We start from the raw sequence: 20,260 nt of genomic DNA on the forward strand, positions 1-20,260 counted from the left end.
TGAAACACTGCAATGGCCACCACCACCACCCCGCCCGCCGCTCCCAAGCTCAACCGCCTCGGTCTCCCGCAAGCTGACTATCGCGGCTCCAAAACTACCCTCTGCGCCGGTTGTGGCCATAACGCTATCAGCGAACGCATCGTCGATGCCTGTTTTGAGATGGGCGTCGATCCGGTTCACTTCCTCAAGCTCAGCGGCATCGGTTGCTCCAGCAAAACCCCGGCCTATTTCGTCGGCCGCTCCTTCGGCTTCAACTCCGTTCACGGCCGCATGCCCAGCGTCGCCACTGGCGCCGTCCTGGCCAACCGCAGCATGCATGCCCTCGGGGTCAGTGGCGACGGCGACACGGCCTCCATCGGCCTGGGCCAATTCATTCACCTCATGCGCCGCAATCTCCGTCTCGTCTACATCATCGAAGACAACGGCGTCTACGGCCTCACCAAGGGACAGTTCTCCGCTACCGCGGATATCGGCTCGGTGCAAAAAAGCGGCGTCGTCAACGAAATGCCCCCGCTCGATACCTGCAGCCTAGCCATCCTCAGCGGCGCCACCTTCGTTGCCCGCTCTTTTTCCGGCGACAAGAAGCAGTTGCTGACCATCCTCAAAGCCGCCCTCGCCCACAATGGCACCGTCATGATCGACGTGATCTCTCCCTGCGTGACCTTTAACGATCACGAGGGCTCCACCAAGAGCTACAAGTACGTCCTCGACCACGAGGAGGCGCTGCAGGAAGTCAGCTTCGTTCCCTACTATGAGGACATCGCCATCGACTACGATCCCGGCACCACCGCTGACGTAGAAATGCACGATGGCTCCCACCTCCGCCTGCGCAAGCTCGCCCACGACTTTGACCCCAGCAATGCCCAGCAGGCTCTGAAGGTCTTGGGCGAAGCTCACACCAGCGGGGAAGTGCTCACCGGCGTTTTCTACATCGACACCAAAAAGCCCAACTTCGTCCAGCAACTCGATCTCGTCGACGAACCCCTCGCCTTCCTGCCCCTCGATCAGGTCCGCCCGCCCCGCTCCGTCCTCGACGAAGTCATGGCGAGCTTGGCATAACGCAGTACGCCTCTGGTAGTAAGAACTTGCTCCCCTCTAATGTGGGGGCATGGTCAAGGTGTGCGTCTGGATCTCCCTCGGGTGTGTGGCGCTTCTCTCACTAGCCCTGTCTGCCCAAACCTCTGATACCGCGACCGTCCGCGGCCACGTCCTCGATCCCACCCACGCCGCCATCGCCGGCGCCAAAATCACCGCCGTCAACGCCCAAACCGGCGCTTTGCGGACCACCGTCAGCCAAGCCGATGGCACCTATACACTCTCCGGACTGCCCATCGCCGGTGCCTACACCATCGTAGCCACTCACCCCGGCTTTCAACCCGCCACCGTCTCCAACATCACCCTCATCGGCGGTGCCACCGCCACGGTCAATTTAGATTTGGGCGTCACCGCCGCCGCGACTACCGTCACCGTCACCGGTACGGTTGGTGCTGTCCGCTCCGACGAGCCGCAGTTGGGTGATCACTTGAGCATTCAGCGCATTCAGAACACGCCCCTGCTCGGCAACCAGATCACCGCGCTTCCGCTTTTGAATTCCGCTAATCGGCCCGCCATCAATCAGGGCGACATCTTCACCAATCAGACCCTCATCATCACCGGCGGTTCCGGCCGCCGCGAAACGTCGTATCAGATTGATGGCGCCAATGGCAACGATAGCTGGGGCCGCCAGACCATCTTCACCGCCCTGCCCGCCGATGCCGTGCAGGAAATGACCGTCCTCGAAAACGCTTTTTCCGCCCAGTACGGCGCCACCCTGGGCGGCGTGGTTAACATCGTGACCAAATCCGGCGGCCAAAAGCTGCACGGCGATTTTCAGTACACATTCCGCCCCAACCGCACCGCGGCCCAACTTGTCGGCTATAGCACCCTCAGCGCCGCGGCCCATCCCACCAATGACCTGTTCAATCAAGCGGACTGGTCCCTCAGCGGCCCGATTGACGGTCATACCCAGTTTGCTGTCTCCGGCGAAGGCACTTGGCGTGAGCGCGACTCGCCGGTCATTTCGCCTGCCGCTCCAGGAGTCTACAAAGGCAAATATCGCGGCGGTCTGCTCTTCGCCCGTCTCGATCACCAGTTCAGCGACGCCCACACCGCTTTCCTGCGTGCCGACATCGATTCCATGTACGACACCAATCCCAACGGTTCGGTAGGCGGCAACACCCTACCCTCCACCGCGCGTATCTTCCGCCGCCGTACCTACGCCCTCGCCGCCGGCGACAACTACGTCCTCAGCTCCGCTATGGTCAACGCCTTGCGCTTGCAGTTCCAGTTGGCCTCGCCCATTACTCAATTTGCTCCCGTCGTCTTCGGCACCGGCTTTTCGGTTCCTATCGCGGCGAACGGTTTCCAGACCACCTTTAGCAGCGGAACTTCGCAGTCCGCCCTTCTCCTCAATCACCAATACGAAATCGGCGACACGCTGTCCGCCACCTGGGGCAAGCATCAGGTGACCTTCGGTGAAGACACTATCCTCAGCCACAACGGTGGCAACAGCAAAGAGTTCGGTGGCCCGAATTTCCTCGGCACCTTCAATTACGCCATTTGCACCGTCAGCGTCGCCTTCTGCGAAAGCCCGGCCTATCTGGGCAATCTCGCCGACGTCACCAGCTTCACCCAAAGCTTTGGCTCCGACACCTATACCGTTAACGACACCCTCTTTGGCGTGTTTGCCCAGGACAATATCCACCTCCGCTCTAATCTCACGCTCGACCTTGGCCTGCGCTACGAGCTGCAGACCTTCACCAACTCCCGCAACAACTGGGCCCCGCGCCTGGGCTTTGCCTACACGCCCTGGCAAAACACGGTCGTGCGCGGCGGCTACGGCATCTACTACGCCCAAGTCAACGACAACGCCGCTGCCGACTATACCCTTGGCGGCCCGCAGGGGGTGTTTAACTTTTCCGCCCGGCCCGGCCAGCCCGGCTTTCCCGCCTCCGTCGCGCCTTGGCTAAGCTTCCCCTCGGGCGCCAACGTTCCCGTGCGCAGCCTCACCATCGCTCCCAACAACGCCGCCTACTACAACCAGTTCTTCCCGGTATCGGCTCTGAACGGCTATCCGAACCGCCTCCGCACGCCCTATGCCGAGCAGTGGAGCTTCGGCCTCGAACATGCCTTCCCGCGCGACTGGACCCTCAGCGCCGACTACATCGGTAGTCACACCGTCCACACCGACCGCACGCGTGATCTCAATTCACCGGTTGCGCCGTTCATTCCCACGGCGCAAAACCAATGGCGCGGCGTCACCAACGGCGTTTGCGACGCTACCGGCCAGTCCGCCACCAGCGAGCGCGCTCTTTCCACCTGTGCCTCCAACGCCGCCAACGCCGGCCGCCCACTCTGGATTTTCGACGCTGCCGCCGGCATTGCCCCGAAGTACACCAACGTCGACGCCTTGGTGAACGACGGCGAAGCCTGGTACGACGCCCTCGAACTCAACCTCAATCATCGCTTCAGCCACAACCTCCAGGTTCTGATCAGTTACACCTGGTCGCACGCTCTCGACACCGTTGATCCTGACGTCCCTTCGCAAGCGCCCGCCGACAACTTCCTCACCGGCCGGCTCGAAAAGGGCAACGCCATCTTCGACCAGCGTCATCGCCTCGTCCTCAGCGGCCTGTATGCCGCGCCTTTGCAGATCACCCTCGGCGGCATCGCCACGCTGGCCTCGGGCACGCCCTTCAACGTCGTTACCGGCACGGACAATGGCGGTGACGGCAATCGCCAGGAAGCCAATCGCCCCGTCGTCAACGGCGTCATGATTGCCCGCAATAGCGGCCAGGGATCGCCCATCTACTCGTTCGACCCGTTCCTCGAACGTCCCTTCCAGCTTGGCGACAAAGCTACCCTCCGCCTGCGCGCCGAGGCCTTCAACCTCTTCAACCACGGCAACTTCGTCAGCTTTAACGGCGTCTACGGCAACGGCCTCACGCCCCTGCCCGGCCTGGGCACCAACTCCATCGGCCTCAGCTCCCAGCTCACCCCGCGCGAGTTCCAATTCTCCGCCCGCGTGAGCTTCTAACCCACCTTGACCACCCGCCACCTGGTATGGCAGTCTGGTAGTATGGCAGTGAAGGTTACGTTCACGCTAGACGAAGCGACGATTCGCAAGCTGGAAGTCACGGCGCAGCGGCTTCGCAAACCAAAGAGCCAGATCGTTCGTGACGCAGTGCAGGCCTTTCAGGGTGTTCCCGACAAACTGAGCGATCACGAGCGCCGGACTATGCTTAAGGCCTTGCGCCGGTTAGCCGCGCAACCGCCGAGCCGCTCGCAACGCGAAGTCGACGAGGAATTGGAAGAAATTCGAGCGGTTCGGCGCCTGCCTGGGCGCCTTCATCCGGCAGAGTAATCGCTTGCTTTTCCTCGACAGCTCCGTGCTCATTGACGCGCTCACCGGGCCGCGAACTGGCTGGCATCGGCTTGCTGCCCTCGTCGATCGCGGCGAGCGGATTGCCATCAGCGCATTGGTGCTCTACGAGTGGCTCCGGCGCGAACGGACTCAGGTCGAACTGGAGACGTTTCACACCCTCGTGCCGGAAGCGCGCATCGTTCCCTTTGAGCACATTCAGGCAGCTCTAAGCGCGAATTATTACCGCTCGCTGCCGCGCGGCCGCGCCCGCTCTCTGGATTTTGGCATTGCCGCTTGCGCGGTGATTCACGATCTGCCGCTGTGGACCTACAATCGCGCCGATTTCGCCGACATCCCGGGCCTCCGCCTATTTGCCCCCGCGCTCTAAATGCACCCTCTGCCAGAAGTACCACGCCGCCACGCTGCGATACGGCCGCCACTTCTCGCCCACCTTCTCCAGTTCCTTTGGCGTCGGCATGCGCCGCTTGCGATAGGCAAGCTGATACCCGTGCCGCACGCCGTAGTCCAGCGTCGGCCACACATCCGGCCGTCCCAGACGGAAAATCAACAGCATGTGTACCGTCCACACGCCCACGCCCCGCACCTGTGTCAGCCGCTCGATAACCTCTTCATCGCCAAGCCGCTGAATCGCCTCCCAGCCCGGCACAGTGCCGGCGATGGTCTTATCCGCCAAATCCCGCAGTGCCGCAATCTTCTGCCGTGACAACCCCGCCCCGCGTAGCGCCTCATCGCTCGCGGCCAACAACACGCGCGGAGCCGGATATCCGCCGCCGCCAATCTGCTCCTTCACTCGCGCCAGAATCGCCGCCGCCGCTTTGCCGTGCAACTGCTGGTACTGAATCGAATGAAACAGCGACTCGTACGGATGCTCATGGCGCTCCAGCGGCATCCGGAACGGTCCCACCGCCGCAATCAGCGCCGCCATCTTCGCATCGCTCGCCCGCAGCGCCCGCAAGGCCTTACGGTGATCAAACGGATAGGGAGCATGCTTGTCCACGCTTGGTAATGTTACATTATGCTGGTCAAGTTCACTTTCGTTTGACGACGAATCCGCCCACAAGTTCTGCCGGATCGCGCCGCGAACGCACAAGTGCGGCATAGGTCTGAAGTGCCGTACACCAGCTTACCCATCATATATTTACGGGAATGTGGCGCCGCTGGTTGCAAATTGCAATAGCGAATTTATACTGAGCGCCATGAGAGTTCTCCGCTGCTCCCTTGTAGCTTTGGCCATGACTGCCTTCGCGCTGGCGCAGGGACGCCAGCACCCCGTCGCCATGCCGCAGGGCCAGCCTGCTGCCGCGCCACCCACCGCCATCATAGAGGCCAGCGCGGTGATTACCGGCCGCGGCAACGAGCTGCACAACACCCGCATTCTCGTGCAAGACGGCCGCATCGCCGCCATCGGCCCTGACGTGACCTCGCCCGGCGCGGTGGTCTACGATCTGCGCGGCCAAACCGTCCTGCCCGGTTTCATCGACGTCCACGAGCACCTCACGCGCCACTTCGGCTCCAACGGCAACGCTGACGATCCGCGCGAGTCCCAACAGCAGCGCACGCTCGGTGTGGTCAACAATCTCTGGGTAACGCTCATGGCTGGTTTCACCACCGTGCAAAGCGTAGGCGAACCCCAAGACTTGGTCCTCCGCCAATACGTCCAGCAAGGCATCATCCCCGGCCCGCGCATTCTGACTTCCTATCAGGATATTTACGGCTCACCTTACGTCGGCGACGACACCACGCTGCGCGCCAAGGTCGATATGCTCAAGTACGAGGGCGCCGACTTGGTCAAGATCTTCGCCTCTGACAGCATCCGCGACGGTGCCAACCCCATCCTCACGCTGCACCAGCTTCAGGTCCTCTGCGGCGAAGCCCGGCGCGTCGGATTGCGCACTCTGGTCCACGCCTACCGCGGCTCAGTCCACAACGCCATTGCCGCCGGCTGCACCGAAGTTGAGCACGGCACCTACGGCACCCAGGCCGACCTCACGTTCATGGCGCAAAAGGGCGTTTACTTCGACCCGCAGATCGGCTTGGTCATTCAGAACTACATAGAACACCAAAAGCAGTTCTTCGGCAATGGCGACTATGACGCTTCCGGCTTCGCCCGGATGAAGCAGGCGATGGCCATCAACGACAAGCTGTTTCAGGAGGCGGTCCACACACCCGGCCTGAAAGTCGTAATGGGCACGGATGCGGTCGCCGGCGCGTTTGGCCATCAGGAAGAGGAAATCATCGCCCGCATCAAACTGGGTCAGCCCGCAATGGACGCCCTGGATGCCGCTACTTCGCTTAACGCCGAATCCCTAAGCCTCGGTAGCAAGATCGGCACGCTCGCGCCGGGCTACCGCGCCAACATCATCGCCGTCGCCGGCGATCCGCTTGCCAACCCCGACTTCCTTAGAAAGGTGTCATTTGTGATGAAAGACGGTACGGTTTACAAGGATGCGGTTGCACCCTCGTCGCATCCGGAGTAGCATCCGCTGTTAGGAGGGATTTCGCATGCGTTCCCTGCGTTGGACGTTCCTGATCTGCCTTGCCTTTGCCTGCTCCACAGCCCTTTGGGCACAGGCGCCGCTCGCCATCAAACCCGGAACCAAAGTCCGGATTCAACTCAAGACACGTCTCGGCACCAAAAAATCCAAAGTCGGGGAACCCGTCCGCGCGCAGATCAAGCAGGAGATCAAACAAGGTCACACCGTCCTGCTTCCCAAAGATGGCTATCTGGTCGGAACGATTACCGAAGTCGATGATTCCGATCACAGCTCGCCTGGAAAAATTGGCGTCCTCTTTAACGAGGTCACGGACAAAAAAGGCAACGTTATTGGCCATCTCCGCGCCGCTATTGTCCACATCGCCGCCGGCAGCACCAATTACTCTCAGCTCACGATTCCCAGCGAAATGGGCGGCAGCGGTATGCCCGTTGCGCAAGCCGGAACCGGCGGCGCGCTCAACTCTGCCGATCAGTCGAGCGATGGCAAGCCCCTCGCCTTCGCCGTCATGCAGAGTTTTAATGGCTCCGGCACCGACCTCGGCGGCGTAATCGAAAGCCCCCACAGCAACTTCCACCTCGACCAGGGAACGCAAGTCCTGGCCCAGATCCTGCAGCCGGGAAGTTGACTCCTAACCTCTGACCCCTGGCCCCTGAATAAGTTTCGCCTCGGTGGCTGATTGCACGCTCGCTAGCGTTTCGCCGGGCATCAGCTCTTCGACGATCAGGCCCTCCGGCGCAACCCGGATGAACGCCTTTTCCGTCACGATGTAATCCACCACGCCCGCGCCCGTCAGGGGTAGCCGGCAGCGGTGCACAATCTTGGGTTTGCCCTCTCGCGTGGTGTGCTCCATGGCGATATACAGTCGCTGCGCCGCAGCCACTAAGTCCATCCCGCCGCCCATGCCCTTCAGCATCTTGCCGGGAATCACCCAATTCGCCAGGTCGCCGTTCTCGGCCACCTCCATCGCCCCCATCACCGCCATATCGATGTGTCCGCCGCGGATCATGGCAAACGAATCGGCGCTCGAAAAAAAAGACGTGCCTGGAATCTCCGTCACCGTCTCCTTGCCTGCGTTGATCAGGTCCGGATCTTCCTCGCCTGCCCTCGGATACGGCCCCACGCCCAGCATCCCGTTCTCCGACTGCAAGACCACCTCAATGCCTGGCGGCACCAGATTCGCCACCAGCGTCGGCAGCCCAATGCCCAGGTTCACGAAGTAGCCGTCGCGCAGCTCGCGTGCAATGCGACCGGCAATGCGGAGGCGCTTTTCCGGATCTACAGGCATGGCTAATCCTTTCGTACCGTCCGGCGCTCAATTGGCTTCTTGTAATGTTCACCCCGCAAAATCCGGTGCACGTAAATCGCCGGCGTCACGACGCATTCCGGATCCAGTTCGCCCGGCTCGACCAAGTCCTCGACTTCCGCAATCGTCACCTTCGCCGCCGTTGCCATCATGGGATTGAAATTCCGCGCCGTCTTCCGGTACGTCAAGTTCCCCCATCGGTCCCCGCGAAAGGCCTTGACCAGCGCAAAATCCGCTTTCAGCCAGCGCTCCATCAAATACGTCCGGCCGTCAAACTCGCGCGTCTCCTTGCCCTCCGCCACAATCGTCGCCACACCTGCGGGCGTGAAAAACGCCGGAATCCCAGCGCCTCCCGCGCGAATACGTTCCGCCAGCGTCCCCTGTGGAATCAACTCCGTCTCTAATTGCCCGCTCTGCGCCTGGGCCTCAAAAATCGAGTTCTCTCCGACATAACTGGCAATCATCTTCTTGATCTGGCCGGCCGCCAGCAACACGCCAATGCCTTCGGCATCAATGCCGGCATTGTTGCTGATCACCGTGAGGTTTTTCGCGCCCCGCGCGTGCAGCGCCGCAATCAGATTTTCTGGATTTCCGCTCAGCCCGAAGCCGCCGATCATCACCGTGGAGCCATCGGGGATATCGGCCACGGCCGCCGCCGCAGACTTCTGAATCTTGTTCATGCACTTCCCATCCTACAATCTATAAGTGGATCTGCACGGAAAAGTCGCTCTCGTCACGGGCTCGCACCGCGGCCTGGGCCGCGCTATCGCCGACGCATTGATCGCAGCCGGCGCCCAGGTCGCCGCCCATCAGCACACCGGCGGCGACTTTGCCGCCGATTTGGCCGCACCGGATGCGCCCACCGCACTCGTTGCCCGCGTCCTCGATCGCTTCGGCCGCCTCGACTACTTGGTCAACAACGCCGCCTACACGCCGCTCGTGCCCGAGCATCCGGCAGGGAACTGGGACGCCGTCCCCGGCTTCGACCTGGACCGCTTCGATAGAACCTTGGCGGTCAACCTCCGCGCCCCGCTGCAACTCGCCCTGGCTGCCGCCCAATCGCCTTCGCTCGCAGCCATTGTCAACGTCGGCAGCGGTAGTGCCGAGCGCGGCGACGGCAGCTCCGCCGAATTCGTCCTGAGCAAGGGCGCCATCCCCACGTTGACGCAATATCTCGCCCGCCGCCTCGCCCCCCGCGTCCGCGTCAACTGCTTCCTCCCCGGCCTGTTTGCCACCGAAGAAATCGCAGCCCGCGGCCCCAGCTTCGCCCCCCGCCGCCAGACGATCATCGACCGTACCCCCATGCGCCGCCTCGGCTCCCCTGCCGAAGCCGCCGAAACCATCCTCTTCCTGCTCGCAGGCAACGCCTTTATCACCGGTCAATCTCTTATGCTTGACGGTGGCTGGCATTTGTAGCGTACCTCCGCTATCCTAAGCCCCATGCGGAAACTCCTGCCTCTTGTGTGTCTCGCCTTCGGCCTCACTCTCGCCGCACAAACGTCTGGCCAGCCGCCTGTCGTTCTCGCTCAGGTGGCCAAGAAGGCGCCGCCCAACCAGCCCGACCTGACCAAAACCCCCACCCTCTTCGTCGTCGGCTACGCCCACCTCGACACTGAATGGCGCTGGGACTATCCGCAAGTCATCAATGACTACCTCAAGGCCACGCTCGACAAGAACTTCGCTTTGTTCAAGAAATATCCGCACTACATCTTCAACTTCACCGGCTCCAACCGTTTCGAGATGTTTCAGGAGTATTACCCCAAGCGCTTCGCCGAGCTCAAAAAATACGTGGCCGAGGGCCGCTGGTTTCCCGGCGGCGCCTCGGTCGAAGAAAACGATGTCAACAGCCCCAACGCCGAAAGCATCATCCGCCAGGTCCTTTACGGCAACGAATACTTCCGCAAAACCTTTGGCAAATACGCCGTCGACTACATGCTCCCGGACTGCTTCGGTTTTCCTGCCTCGCTGCCCAGCATCCTTAGCGCCGCCGGCATCATCGGCTTCTCCACGCAAAAGCTGAACGCCTACTGGCAGCCCGCTGCCCGCGTCGGTGGTCCCGATTCGGCCGAAAAAACCCCCGAAGGCATTCCCTTCAACGTCGGTATCTGGACCGGCCCCGACGGCCGCAGCATCATCGCCGCGGTCAACCCCGGCAGCTACGACGGGGGCGACAACACTGACCTCAGCACGGATCCGCTCACCCGCCTCGTTCCCTACGGCCACGGCCTCGATCCCGTCACGATTGACGGCCGCCTCACCGGTATCTACGACGACTACCATTACGTCGGCACCGGCGACATTGGCGGAGCGCCCCGCGAACACGCCGTCAAGGTCATGGAAGCCACGATTGCTCACAATAACGTCTCGCTGAAGAAGGGCGAGCCAGCGGTTCAGGTCGGCAATGGCCCTATTCACGTCACCTGGTCCGACGATGACACCATGTTCCTCGACATGGACCATATAAACCTCTCACGCCTGCCGCGCTACACCGGAGACCTCGAGCTCATCAACCACTCCGCCGGTTCGCTCACCTCCGAAGCCGCACACAAGCGCTGGAACCGCGAGAACGAAATCCTCGCCCACGCCTCGGAAGTTGCCTCCGTCGGCGCCCAACTTCTTGGTCAGCCCTACCCGCAAAAGCGCCTCACCCACGCCTGGCGTCTGCTGCTCGGCGGCCAGTTCCACGACATTATGGCCGGCACCGCCGAAGCCAGCTCCTACAAATATTCCTGGAACGACGACATCATTGCTGCCAACAACTTCGCCTCGGCGCTGACCTCCGGCAGCAGCGCCATCGCGCAGCAGCTCGATACGCGCGTCTCCGGCACCCCCGTGGTTGTCTTTAATTCCCTCAACATCTCGCGCAACGATCCCGTCTCCGTTAGGGTTCCGCTGCCAGCAGGCACGCCCGCGGTTCGCGTCACGGGTCCCGGCGGCCGCGTCGTTCCCGCGCAGCTCGACGCCAACGGCAGGGTCGTCTTCATCGCGTCTGTCGTACCTACAGGCTACGCGGTCTATAGCATTGCTCCGGCGCAGCACGACAACCCGTCGCAACTTAAGGTGACCGACCACTCCCTCGAAAACGCCCGCTACCGCGTCTCGATCGATGCTGCCGGTGACGTTTCCAGCATCTTCGACAAAACCCTCAACCGCGAGCTCCTGCGTGCCCCCATGCGTTTCTCCTTCCAGACCGAAGATCCCACCGTCTGGCCCGCCTGGAACATGGACTGGGATGATCAGAACAAGCCCGCGCGCGCCTACGTCTCCGGCCCCGCCCAAATCAAGATGATCGAGAACGGCCCTGCCCGCGTCACCGTCCAGATCACGCGTGACAGCCAGGGCTCGCACTTCGTCCAAACCGTCAGCCTCGCCGCCGGCGCCCAGCGCGTCGTTTTCGGCGCTGATGTGGACTGGAAAACGCCCGAGTCCGCCCTCATGGCCGATTTCCCGCTGACCGCCTCCGACCCCACAGCCACCTATAGTTGGGACATCGGCACCATCCAGCGCGGCAACGACAATCCCCGCCAGTTCGAGGTCGCCTCGCACGAGTGGGTCGATCTCACCAATTCCGACGACGCTTACGGCGCCACCCTCCTCACCGACGTCAAAACCGGCTCCGACAAGCCCAACGATCACCTCCTGCGGCTGACCCTGCTCTACACTCCCGGCCTGCAGCGCCGTGATCTCGCCTACAGCGATCAAGCTACGCAGGATTGGGGCCATCACCACATCAAGTTCGGCCTCGCCGGTCACGCCGGCGACTGGCGCCAGTCGGACACCGAATGGCAGGCCTACCGCCTCAACGTGCCGCTTTTCGCCTTCACGGCGCCCAGGCATTCCGGCCGCCTCGGCCGTAGCTTCTCGCTACTGCGCCTCAATAATCCGCGCGTCCGCGTCCTGGCTCTGAAGAAGGCCGAGCAGGGAAACGACGCCGTCGTGCGCTTGGTCGAACTCGACGGCCAGGACGAAGACAACGTCGCTCTCCACTTCGCCACGCCCGCACTTTCGGTGCGTGAAATCAACGGTCAGGAACAGCCCATCTCTAAGCTCGGCCCGGTGCGCGTTTCCCACGGTACCGTCATCGCCAGCTTCACCCCCTACCAACCCCGCACCTTCGCAGTCCATCTCGCTCCGCTTGGCCACGATGTGGTGCGCACCGCTTCGGTCGCGCTACCCTACGATCTTGCCGCGGCGACGCCGGACCACACGATTTCAACCAACGGCTTTGACGGCAAGGGCGATAGCTACCCCGCCGAAATGCTCCCGCGCTCGCTCAACTACGCCGGCGTGCCCTTCACGCTCCCCGACCCCACCGGCAACGACGCCGTCATCGCCCGTGGTCAAACCATCCAGCTTCCCAAAGGTCACTTCACCCGCCTCTATCTGCTGGCCTCCTCCCTTGACGATCAGACCGCTAATTTCACCGTCGGCCGCACGACCGTCCCGCTCGCAATCCAGAACTGGATGGGCCTCATCGGCCAGTGGGATTACCGCAACTGGACCTACATCCAAACCCCTCACGGCGACCGCCAGGGTCAATCCCACCCCTACATGCACGCGCTTTACGCCGGTCTGCATTCCGGCTACATCAAGCGCGCTCCGGTCGCCTGGTTCGCCAGCCATCACCACCTGCCCAATGGTGCCAACGACGCCTACAGCTTCTCGTATTTATTTGGCTACGAAATCAACCTGCCGCCGGACGCGACCACCCTCACGCTGCCCAACAATCCCGCGATCCGCATCTTCGCCGCCGCCGTCGCCTCCGGCGACGTTCCCCTACGTCCGGCGCACCCCCTCTATGACGTTCTCCCCTACAAAAACGCCGACCGCTCGCTGCTCTACATCCAGAGCGCCGGCCCCGATGCGCAGTGGTATCGCTCTACGTCCGCTAGGGTACATTAATAAGAGGAGGGCTCATGTCCACAGTTTGGAATATCGATCCGGTTCACACGCACGTGCAGTTCAGCGTGCGCCACATGATGGTCAGCAACGTCAAAGGCCGTTTCGCTAAATCCAGCGGCACGGTCACGCTCGATGAGTCCGACTTCTCCAAATCGAAAGTGGACGTCGAGATCGACGCGGCTAGTTTGGAAACCCAGGAGCCACAGCGCGACGCACATCTCAAAAGCGCTGATTTCCTCGAAGTCGCCAAATACCCCAAACTCACCTTCCGCTCCAACAGGATTACCCCACAGGGCACCGAGGGAGCTTACACCATGTCGGGTGACCTGACCATCCACGGGGTCACCCACCCGGTCTCTCTCTCTGTCGACGCGCCCGGCCCTGCAGTCAAAGATCCCTGGGGTGGCGTCCGCCGCGGCTTTGAAGCCACGGGCGAAATCAGCCGCAAAGAATGGGGCCTCGTCTATAACCAGGCCCTGGAAGCCGGCGGTGTCGTCGTCGGCGATAAAGTCAAAATCAGCCTCGAAGTCGAACTCATCAAAGCCCAGGAAAAGGCCGCCTAACAAGGCAGCGCACTCACGTCTCCGCCCGCAGCATAGTCCAGCATCTTGCGGTCGCGGGTGACAAGCGTGTAGCCCAGGGTGCGGGCGGTCGCAATCAAAATGCGGTCGGCGGGGTCGTTGGCCGGCCGGTTGGGCGCGGTAGGGAGAACACTGACGGCTACCAGCACTTCCGGCGGCAAAGGAGCAACTTTCATTCCCGGCAGCGAGGTCAACCGCCGTTCCTGTCCCGCCATCCTGGACAGCCAGGAAACATATATGTATCATCCACACATATGGGCAATGAACTGGACAAGCGCGGCAGCGCCGAAGTCCTCATCCTCGCCATGCTCGAAGCCCGTCCCCGCCACGGCTATGAGCTGGCGCAATTGATCGAGCAGCGTTCCGGCGGCGCCGTCGACTTTCACGCCGCCTCGCTCTATCCGCTCCTCTACCGCCTCGAGCGCCGCGGCCTGCTCGCCGCCCGCTGGGTCGAAAAGGCGGGCGAGCGCCGCCGCCGCTTCTACCGCCTCACCGCGGCAGGCCGCAAAGCGCTCGCGTCCGAGCGTCAAAGCTGGGCCCGCTATCTGGACGCCATGCAAGCTCTTTTGCGCCCCGAAAGGTCCTGACCATGGACTGGTCACGTTACGTCCGCGAGCGCCTGCACCTGTCCGAACTCGATCCCGCCCGCGAGGCTTCCATCGTCGCCGAACTCGCCCAGCAGCTTGAGCAGGCGGCCCGCGCCGGCCGCGACCCCGAGCGCGAAATCCCCGACTGGCCCGCGCTCGCCCGCAAAATCGAGCGCGAAGCCGCGCCCGCGTCCGAGCGCTGGGCCGCCGCCAGTGACCTCGTCCGCGACCTGCGCCACGCCTTCCGCACCTGGCGCGCTCCCGGCTTCGCCATCATCGCCATTCTTACCCTGGCCCTGGGCATCGGCGCCAATACCGCCATGTTCAGTTGGGTCAATGCCGAACTCCTCGCCGCTCTTCCCTATGCTCACTCCGGCCGCTTGCTCATCCTCAACGAGTGGGCCGACGGCCGCAAGGTCAGCGTCAGTTTTCCCGACTACGTGAGCTGGCGCCAGGACAATCGCAAAGGGCAGGGAAGTTTTGTCCAAATGGCATGGGTCCAGTGGTTCAGCACTGATCTCAGCGGTGCCGGCGCGCCCGAGGTCGTTGCCTCCGCCGGTGTCTCGGCCAATTACTTCTCCACGCTCGGCATCCTTCCCGTGCTTGGCCGCAGCTTCAGCCCCGGCGCCGACAGCGGCGCGGCCAAGCACGAAGCCGTCATTACCTGGGCGCTCGCCCACCGCCAATTCGGCACCGCTGCCAACGCGGTCGGCAAGACCATCAATCTTGATCAGAAGCAGGCCTACGCCATCGTCGGCATCCTGCCGCCCCAGTACCGCGACCCCAACCAGACCCTCGTGTTCCTGCCCGACGGCCTACAGCTCAAAAACAACGCCGACCGCGGCAATCGGGGCGACAGCGCCGTTATCGGCGAACGCAAACCCGGTGTAACCGTCGCCACCGCCGCCGCCGAAATGCGCGCCGAATCCGCCCGCCTCTCCGCCGCTTATCCCGACGATAACAATGTCGGCTCCATCGTTGCCCCACTGCGTTCTGCCTTCGTCGGCAACGACGCGCCCATGCTCTGGCTCCTGCTTGGCGCTGTCGGTCTCGTCCTGCTCATTGCCTGCGCCAACGTGGCCAACCTCATGCTCACCCGCACCGCCGCCCGCCAGCAGGAGTGGTCTGTCCGCTCCGCCCTCGGCGCCGGCCGCGCCCGCCTCGTCCGTCAGTTGCTCGCCGAGAGCCTGGCCCTCGGCTTGGTCGGCACCGCCTGCGGCCTGCTCGTCGCTTGGGCCGGAATGCGCGGCCTCGCCGCCCTCATGCCCATCGCCGCCAAGGAAGTCGTCGCGCTCAGCCTCAACCCAACCGTCCTCGCCTTCACCGTCGTGGCTGCCCTCATCGCGATCGTTCTCTTCGGTCTCGGCCCCGCGCTCACCGCCTCGCGTCCTGTCGCTGCCGGACGCGGCAATGCCGGCCTTGGCTGGCGCGCCCGCCGCGAAGCCTTGCTGGTCGCCGAGGTCGCCCTCGCCCTCATGCTCACCGCCGCCGCCGGTTTGTTGCTACGCAGTTTTGCCAATCTCGTGGCTGTGAACCCCGGCTTCCAGCCCAGCAGTGTGCTTACCGTCAGCCGCCGCCTCGCCGGCCCGCACTACACCAACGACCCCGCCGTATTGCAGTTCGAGCAGCAAGCCCTCGCTCGCTACGCTGCCTTGCCCGGCGTAGACGCCACCGCCATCGGCACCAATCTCCCGCTCACCGGCAGCCACAGCCGTACCGATGTCAGCATCGTCGGCCGTCCGCTCCCGCAGCGGGGTCATTACCCCCACCCCGATCTCCACGAGATCAGTCCCGGTTATCTGCCCGCTATGGGACTACCGCTGCTCTCTGGCCGTAACTTCGATGCCACTGACACAACGAACTCGCCCGCCGTCGTGCTCATCAGCGAACACTTCGCGCGCCTCTCCTGGTCCAAGCCCGGCGATGCCTTGGGCCAGCAGCTCTGCTGCGGCCGCAAAGACGCACGCCTCACCATCATTGGTATCGTCGGCAACACCCGCCAGTACGGTCTGAACTCACCTGCAAACATCGAGCTTTATCTCCCCTTCACGCAGTATCCGCCCCAGCACCCGACGTTCGTTCTGCGCACTAGTGTCCCGCCGCTCACGCTGGCTCACGAAGCCAGCGCTATCTTTCACCGCCTCGATCCCAACCTGCCCGCGCCCGAAGTGCAAACCATGCAGCAGCTCCTCGCCGCCTCGGTCGGCCAGCCCCGCGCCATGCTCTGGCTGCTGGAAATTTTCGGAGCTCTCGCTCTCCTGCTCGCCGCCATCGGCATTTACGGCGTCGTCAGCTACGCCACCGAGCGCCGCACCGCCGAGATCGGCATCCGCATGGCTCTCGGCGCCAACCGCACCGCAGTCGCGCGCATGATCGGCGGCCAAACTTTGAAGCTCGTGGCCATCGGCATCGCCCTCGGCCTCGTCGGCGTCCTCACCCTCGGACACACCCTCAAGCTTTTGCTTTTTCAGGTCTCCGCCGCCGATCCGCTCGTCCTTGCGCTCGCTGCCCTGGTTCTGCTCGCCACCGGCACCCTCGCCTGCGCCATCCCCATCCGCCGCGCCACCCGCGTCGACCCCATCACCGCCCTCCGTCAGGAGTGACCCTCACTGCGGTCAGCCGCTCCCACAGCGTCACTGGCGCTGGATCGAATACGATCGCCGCCGTTGCCGTCTCGACCTTCCAATCCCCAGCGTTCAGTTCGCGCTTGATCTGTTCCGCGGTCCAGCCCGCGTAGCCTACGTACACGCGAAACGTCGCCCCCGCTTCGCGGGCGTTCAGCGCCAAATCCATCAGGTTCTTGTTGTTGCTGAAATACAACCCCGGCAGCACCTGGCGCGCCTCCCGCAACGGCCCGCTCGCTGCCACCAGGCAAAACATCAGCTTGTCGCCCACCGGTCCCCCCCAGTACGCCGTATCGCTCCGCCCCTGCGCTGAGGCCACGTCCGGAAACAGCGCCGCCAGCGGCTTATCCCCTGCCCGGTTCAGCACCAACCCCGCCGCCCCTTTCGCATCGTACCCAATCAGCAAAATAACGGCATGCCGGAACTGCGCATTCGTGACCCGGGGACTCGCCACCAGCAATTTCCCCACTCCCGGCTGCTGCCCCGAAGCGCAGATCCCCATCAGCACCACGATCCCAGCCGCCCGCGCGACCGACAGACTGACAGACCGATAGACCGTTCTCACAATTTAATTTTGTCCTGAAACCGCTGAGACTGTCGCCGCGAAATGTCTACACAATGTATTGCCGGCTCGCCCGAAAGAATACTTCCGGGTCCAGCCGCGCCTCCAGCGCCGGTTCAACCGGCGCGCTCAGCTTGGCCAGTGCCATGCTGGCATCACTGGTTTACCAGCGGTGTGCATTCTGAAATACTGATCTACTGAAATCCCCCTCACCCCCGTCCGAATCCGGACACCGGCACGGCAAATCCGGACAGCCCCGCCCCCGCTCAGCCCCGCTAACCCCAAGAAAGTGAACTCCTTAGAGCCCTCTTGGAACTGGCCCCCCACGTGCTTCCGTATAGTCTTAGTTATGGTTGACATCGCTCGCGACCCCAAGTTCCTCAAACAGCGCCGCATCAAGCGCATCATCTCCACCGTCATCATCGTGATCGTGGTGGCTGGCATTTCGATCTTTGTCTCGCGCCTCAAGCCCGCCCCGCCCACCGTCGATGGCGGCTCGGTCTGGCCTGGTCAGGTCCAGCGCGGCACCATGGTCCGCCAGGTCCGTGGCTTGGGCACGCTCGTGCCCATCGAGGTGCGCTCCATCCCCGCGATCACCGCCGGCCGCGTCGTCACCATCCCCGTGCTGCCAGGCACGCCCGTCGAACCCAATACGGTGCTCGTGCAATTGGCCAATCCCGACATCATGAAAGCCCTTTCTGACGCCCAGACGCAGCTCAAAAGTGCAGAGGCCGACTTGGCCAACCTCAAGGCCACACTTGCCAGCAGCCGCTTGGACCAGCAATCCACCCTCGCCAACACCGAGGCGCAATATAAAACTGCATCCTTGACTAGCGAAAGCGATCAAAACTTGCTAGCCAAAGGCCTCGTCGCGCGTCTGGATGCAGAGAGTGATGCCGCCAAGGCGCAAGGTTTGAAACAGCAGATTGATTACTCCCGTCTAAAGCTTGCCAGCATGAAGACCAGCGACGCCGCCCAACTCGCCTCCGCCGAAGCCAAGGTGGCCCAATCCGAGGCTGGCGTCCGCCTGGCCCAGACCCAGGTCGATGCCCTCACCGTCCGCGCCGGCATTAAAGGCCTGCTCGAAGATCTGGATATGTCCAGCACCGGCGCCTCCACCGGCACCGATCAGCTTCAAGTCGGTCAGTACGTTACTGCCGGCACTACCGTCGCCCGCGTCGTCCAGCCGCAAAAGCTCAAGGCCGAAATCAAGATCGCCGAGACCGACGTCCGCGACGTCGAAATCGGCCAGTCCGCCAGCGTCGACACCCACAACGGTATCGTCCCCGGCGCCGTCAGCCGCATTGACCCCAACTCCGTGAACGGCACCGTTACCGTCGATGTCAAGCTCGATGGTGCCCTCCCTCAGGGTGCCCGCCCCAACCTCAGCGTGGATGGAGTAGTAAATATCCAAACCTTCAAAGATGTGCTTTATGTCGGCCGGCCTGCATTCGGCCAGCCCCACTCCACCGTAAGTATGTTTAAGATATCGCCCGACGGCAAAACCGGCACCCGCGTGCAGGTCGAGCTGGGTGCGGCCTCGGTCAGTACCATCCAGGTGCTCCGCGGCCTGCACGTCGGCGATTGGGTGGTCTTGTCGGACACCTCGACCCAGGACGCCCATGACCAAATCCGTTTCAGCCCCGCGGTGGCCGCCGTAAATTAGAAATAGTTCTTGGAAACACATCCGCCCCAGATACTGCTCATGACTCTTCCTAGCACCTCGAAGGCCACCGTCCTGCGTAGCTTTAGCGAAGCAGGACCCCAAAGGCCATATAATTTTTTGTGCTTCGTAACCGAACCCGTGGAAGGCGATACTCGTAGTTGAGGTAGGAACACAACTTCAGAGGCCCTGCTTCGCTGAAGCTACGCAGGGTCGGGCCCTGCGGGCCAGAGGGGAAATCAATGGCAAACGATCAACCGGCCGTCATCACACTCAAGGATTTGACCAAGGTCTTCTACACCGACGAGGTGGAAACCCACGCTCTTGCAGGCATTCACCTGCAGATCAACGCCGGCGAATTCGTCGCCATCGGCGGACCCTCCGGCTGCGGCAAGTCCACGCTGCTGTCGATCCTCGGTCTGCTCGACACCCCCACCGGTGGCGAGTACACCCTCAATGGCCAGCCTGTGGCCAACCTCAATCTGGGCGAGCGGTCGCGCATCCGCAACCGCGAGATCGGTTTCATTTTCCAGAGTTTCAACCTCATCGGTGACCTCTCGGTCTACGAAAACGTCGAGCTGCCGCTCACCTATCGCGGCATGCCCTCGGCGGAGCGCAAACAGCGCGTCCAGGCCGCCCTCGAACGCGTCGGCATGGCCCATCGCGCCAAGCACCTGCCCAGCCAGCTCTCCGGCGGCCAGCAGCAGCGTGTCGCCGTCGCCCGCGCTTTGGTGGGCAAACCCAGCATCCTGCTTGCCGACGAGCCGACCGGTAACCTCGATTCCAAAAATGGTGACGCTGTGATGGATCTGCTGCACGAGCTGCACGCCGGCGGCGCGACCATCTGCATGGTGACGCACGATCCCCGTTTCGCGCGTTACGCCGACCGCACCGTGCATCTGTTCGATGGCCAGATCGTGGACGAATCCCATGCCCAGGAAGAGTCCGCGGTCGTGACCCAAAGTTAAGCCTAGGCTGCGTACCCGCCGTGGTGCGGGCCCTGGGAGCGGGGCCAGATGCAAGCGGCGCGAGTACGCAGTGAGTGAGGCGAGGGAGCGTACACAGAAGTACGTGACCGAGCCGAACGAGCGAGGACGAAGCGGCACGCCGCAGTTCGCCC

Annotated in this window: 18 protein-coding genes; 13 read left to right on the forward strand and 5 right to left on the reverse strand. The window is 62.9% G+C overall.

The features are described 5' to 3' along the window. Window positions 1-12: 12 nt before the first annotated feature. From EPN33_04345 to EPN33_04360, 4 genes are read left to right on the forward strand one after another with little or no spacing between them, the layout of a single operon-like run. Window positions 13-1,059 (forward strand): 2-oxoacid:ferredoxin oxidoreductase subunit beta, encoded by a 1,047-nt coding sequence (locus EPN33_04345; protein ID TAN24051.1) that lies wholly within the window; start codon window positions 13-15, stop codon window positions 1,057-1,059. A 49-nt stretch (window positions 1,060-1,108) separates the two neighbouring features. Further along, a complete protein-coding gene (locus EPN33_04350; GenBank protein TAN24052.1) occupies window positions 1,109-4,075 on the forward strand; it encodes a TonB-dependent receptor in 2,967 nt (988 codons plus the stop codon). A gap of 42 nt (window positions 4,076-4,117) precedes the next feature. Beyond that, entirely contained in the window at window positions 4,118-4,402 is a 285-nt protein-coding gene (locus tag EPN33_04355; GenBank protein ID TAN24053.1) for a ribbon-helix-helix protein, CopG family, read from the forward strand. Continuing rightward, a complete protein-coding gene (locus tag EPN33_04360) occupies window positions 4,377-4,790 on the forward strand; it encodes a type II toxin-antitoxin system VapC family toxin (GenBank protein TAN24054.1) in 414 nt (137 codons plus the stop codon). Before EPN33_04355 ends, EPN33_04360 begins: the two co-directional genes overlap by 26 nt. Here the strand turns inward: EPN33_04360 and EPN33_04365 are convergent. Next, on the reverse strand, window positions 4,770-5,522 hold the full coding sequence (locus EPN33_04365; GenBank protein ID TAN24055.1) for a DNA-3-methyladenine glycosylase 2 family protein: 753 nt from the start codon (window positions 5,520-5,522) through the stop codon (window positions 4,770-4,772). The genes EPN33_04360 and EPN33_04365 overlap by 21 nt on opposite strands. A 97-nt stretch (window positions 5,523-5,619) precedes the next feature. Here EPN33_04365 and EPN33_04370 point away from each other — a divergent pair, with 97 nt between their 5' ends. After that, the gene (locus EPN33_04370) at window positions 5,620-6,900 is read left to right on the forward strand and encodes an amidohydrolase (GenBank protein TAN24056.1); all 1,281 of its coding nucleotides are present in this window, start codon (window positions 5,620-5,622) and stop codon (window positions 6,898-6,900) included. Window positions 6,901-6,925: 25 nt separating this feature from the next. Continuing rightward, window positions 6,926-7,543, forward strand: coding sequence for a hypothetical protein (locus EPN33_04375; GenBank protein TAN24057.1), 618 nt, complete (start codon window positions 6,926-6,928; stop codon window positions 7,541-7,543). 3 nt (window positions 7,544-7,546) lie between these two features. Here EPN33_04375 and EPN33_04380 read toward each other — a convergent pair whose 3' ends face one another. Beyond that, window positions 7,547-8,203 carry a 3-oxoacid CoA-transferase subunit B gene (locus EPN33_04380; protein TAN24058.1) on the reverse strand — a complete coding sequence of 219 codons (657 nt, stop codon included), beginning with the start codon at window positions 8,201-8,203 and terminating at the stop codon, window positions 7,547-7,549. Window positions 8,204-8,205: 2 nt separating this feature from the next. Then, complete coding sequence (locus tag EPN33_04385; protein TAN24059.1) at window positions 8,206-8,901, reverse strand: CoA transferase subunit A; 696 nt, start codon at window positions 8,899-8,901, stop codon at window positions 8,206-8,208. A gap of 25 nt (window positions 8,902-8,926) precedes the next feature. Here EPN33_04385 and EPN33_04390 point away from each other — a divergent pair, with 25 nt between their 5' ends. Genes EPN33_04390 through EPN33_04400 form a run of 3 tightly spaced genes read left to right on the forward strand, consistent with a single transcriptional unit; the run spans window position 8,927 to window position 13,686 of the window. After that, a complete protein-coding gene (locus tag EPN33_04390) occupies window positions 8,927-9,637 on the forward strand; it encodes an SDR family oxidoreductase (GenBank protein ID TAN24060.1) in 711 nt (236 codons plus the stop codon). 24 nt (window positions 9,638-9,661) lie between these two features. After that, complete coding sequence (locus EPN33_04395; GenBank protein TAN24061.1) at window positions 9,662-13,123, forward strand: alpha-mannosidase; 3,462 nt, start codon at window positions 9,662-9,664, stop codon at window positions 13,121-13,123. 14 nt (window positions 13,124-13,137) lie between these two features. Then, window positions 13,138-13,686: a polyisoprenoid-binding protein gene (locus tag EPN33_04400; GenBank protein TAN24062.1), complete on the forward strand. Its 549-nt coding sequence runs from the start codon at window positions 13,138-13,140 to the stop codon at window positions 13,684-13,686. Here the strand turns inward: EPN33_04400 and EPN33_04405 are convergent. Beyond that, on the reverse strand, window positions 13,683-13,919 hold the full coding sequence (locus tag EPN33_04405; protein TAN24063.1) for a PIN domain-containing protein: 237 nt from the start codon (window positions 13,917-13,919) through the stop codon (window positions 13,683-13,685). The two genes, EPN33_04400 and EPN33_04405, sit on opposite strands and share 4 nt — an antisense overlap. A gap of 39 nt (window positions 13,920-13,958) precedes the next feature. Here EPN33_04405 and EPN33_04410 point away from each other — a divergent pair, with 39 nt between their 5' ends. Both EPN33_04410 and EPN33_04415 read left to right on the forward strand, forming a co-directional pair. Beyond that, window positions 13,959-14,291 (forward strand): PadR family transcriptional regulator, encoded by a 333-nt coding sequence (locus tag EPN33_04410; protein ID TAN24064.1) that lies wholly within the window; start codon window positions 13,959-13,961, stop codon window positions 14,289-14,291. 2 nt (window positions 14,292-14,293) lie between these two features. Beyond that, complete coding sequence (locus EPN33_04415) at window positions 14,294-16,894, forward strand: ABC transporter permease (GenBank protein ID TAN24065.1); 2,601 nt, start codon at window positions 14,294-14,296, stop codon at window positions 16,892-16,894. Here the strand turns inward: EPN33_04415 and EPN33_04420 are convergent. Beyond that, window positions 16,872-17,480, reverse strand: coding sequence for a YqgE/AlgH family protein (locus EPN33_04420; GenBank protein ID TAN24066.1), 609 nt, complete (start codon window positions 17,478-17,480; stop codon window positions 16,872-16,874). The genes EPN33_04415 and EPN33_04420 overlap by 23 nt on opposite strands. Before the next feature lie 346 nt (window positions 17,481-17,826). Here EPN33_04420 and EPN33_04425 point away from each other — a divergent pair, with 346 nt between their 5' ends. Both EPN33_04425 and EPN33_04430 read left to right on the forward strand, forming a co-directional pair. Continuing rightward, on the forward strand, window positions 17,827-19,143 hold the full coding sequence (locus EPN33_04425) for an HlyD family efflux transporter periplasmic adaptor subunit (protein ID TAN24067.1): 1,317 nt from the start codon (window positions 17,827-17,829) through the stop codon (window positions 19,141-19,143). Between the two features lie 239 nt (window positions 19,144-19,382). Then, window positions 19,383-20,108 carry an ABC transporter ATP-binding protein gene (locus EPN33_04430; protein ID TAN24068.1) on the forward strand — a complete coding sequence of 242 codons (726 nt, stop codon included), beginning with the start codon at window positions 19,383-19,385 and terminating at the stop codon, window positions 20,106-20,108. The last annotated feature ends 152 nt before the right edge of the window (window positions 20,109-20,260 follow it).

The sequence above is a fragment of the Acidobacteriota bacterium genome, assembly GCA_004299485.1.
In the GTDB taxonomy this organism is placed as follows: domain Bacteria; phylum Acidobacteriota; class Terriglobia; order Terriglobales; family SCQP01; genus SCQP01.

Excerpts from the sequence above, each read along its gene's own strand:
- EPN33_04415 (TAN24065.1), top strand. The coding sequence starts at position 14,294 with ATGGACTGGTCACGTTACGTCCGCGAGCGCCTGCACCTGTCCGAACTC.
- EPN33_04345 (TAN24051.1), top strand. The coding sequence starts at position 13 with ATGGCCACCACCACCACCCCGCCCGCCGCTCCCAAGCTCAACCGCCTC.
- EPN33_04395 (TAN24061.1), top strand. The coding sequence starts at position 9,662 with ATGCGGAAACTCCTGCCTCTTGTGTGTCTCGCCTTCGGCCTCACTCTC.
- EPN33_04370 (TAN24056.1), top strand. The coding sequence starts at position 5,620 with ATGAGAGTTCTCCGCTGCTCCCTTGTAGCTTTGGCCATGACTGCCTTC.
- EPN33_04355 (TAN24053.1), top strand. The coding sequence starts at position 4,118 with ATGGCAGTGAAGGTTACGTTCACGCTAGACGAAGCGACGATTCGCAAG.
- EPN33_04400 (TAN24062.1), top strand. The coding sequence starts at position 13,138 with ATGTCCACAGTTTGGAATATCGATCCGGTTCACACGCACGTGCAGTTC.
- EPN33_04375 (TAN24057.1), top strand. The coding sequence starts at position 6,926 with ATGCGTTCCCTGCGTTGGACGTTCCTGATCTGCCTTGCCTTTGCCTGC.
- EPN33_04350 (TAN24052.1), top strand. The coding sequence starts at position 1,109 with ATGGTCAAGGTGTGCGTCTGGATCTCCCTCGGGTGTGTGGCGCTTCTC.
- EPN33_04365 (TAN24055.1), bottom strand. The coding sequence starts at position 5,522 with ATGCCGCACTTGTGCGTTCGCGGCGCGATCCGGCAGAACTTGTGGGCG.
- EPN33_04425 (TAN24067.1), top strand. The coding sequence starts at position 17,827 with ATGGTTGACATCGCTCGCGACCCCAAGTTCCTCAAACAGCGCCGCATC.
- EPN33_04430 (TAN24068.1), top strand. The coding sequence starts at position 19,383 with ATGGCAAACGATCAACCGGCCGTCATCACACTCAAGGATTTGACCAAG.
- EPN33_04380 (TAN24058.1), bottom strand. The coding sequence starts at position 8,203 with ATGCCTGTAGATCCGGAAAAGCGCCTCCGCATTGCCGGTCGCATTGCA.
- EPN33_04405 (TAN24063.1), bottom strand. The coding sequence starts at position 13,919 with ATGGCGGGACAGGAACGGCGGTTGACCTCGCTGCCGGGAATGAAAGTT.
- EPN33_04385 (TAN24059.1), bottom strand. The coding sequence starts at position 8,901 with ATGAACAAGATTCAGAAGTCTGCGGCGGCGGCCGTGGCCGATATCCCC.
- EPN33_04410 (TAN24064.1), top strand. The coding sequence starts at position 13,959 with ATGGGCAATGAACTGGACAAGCGCGGCAGCGCCGAAGTCCTCATCCTC.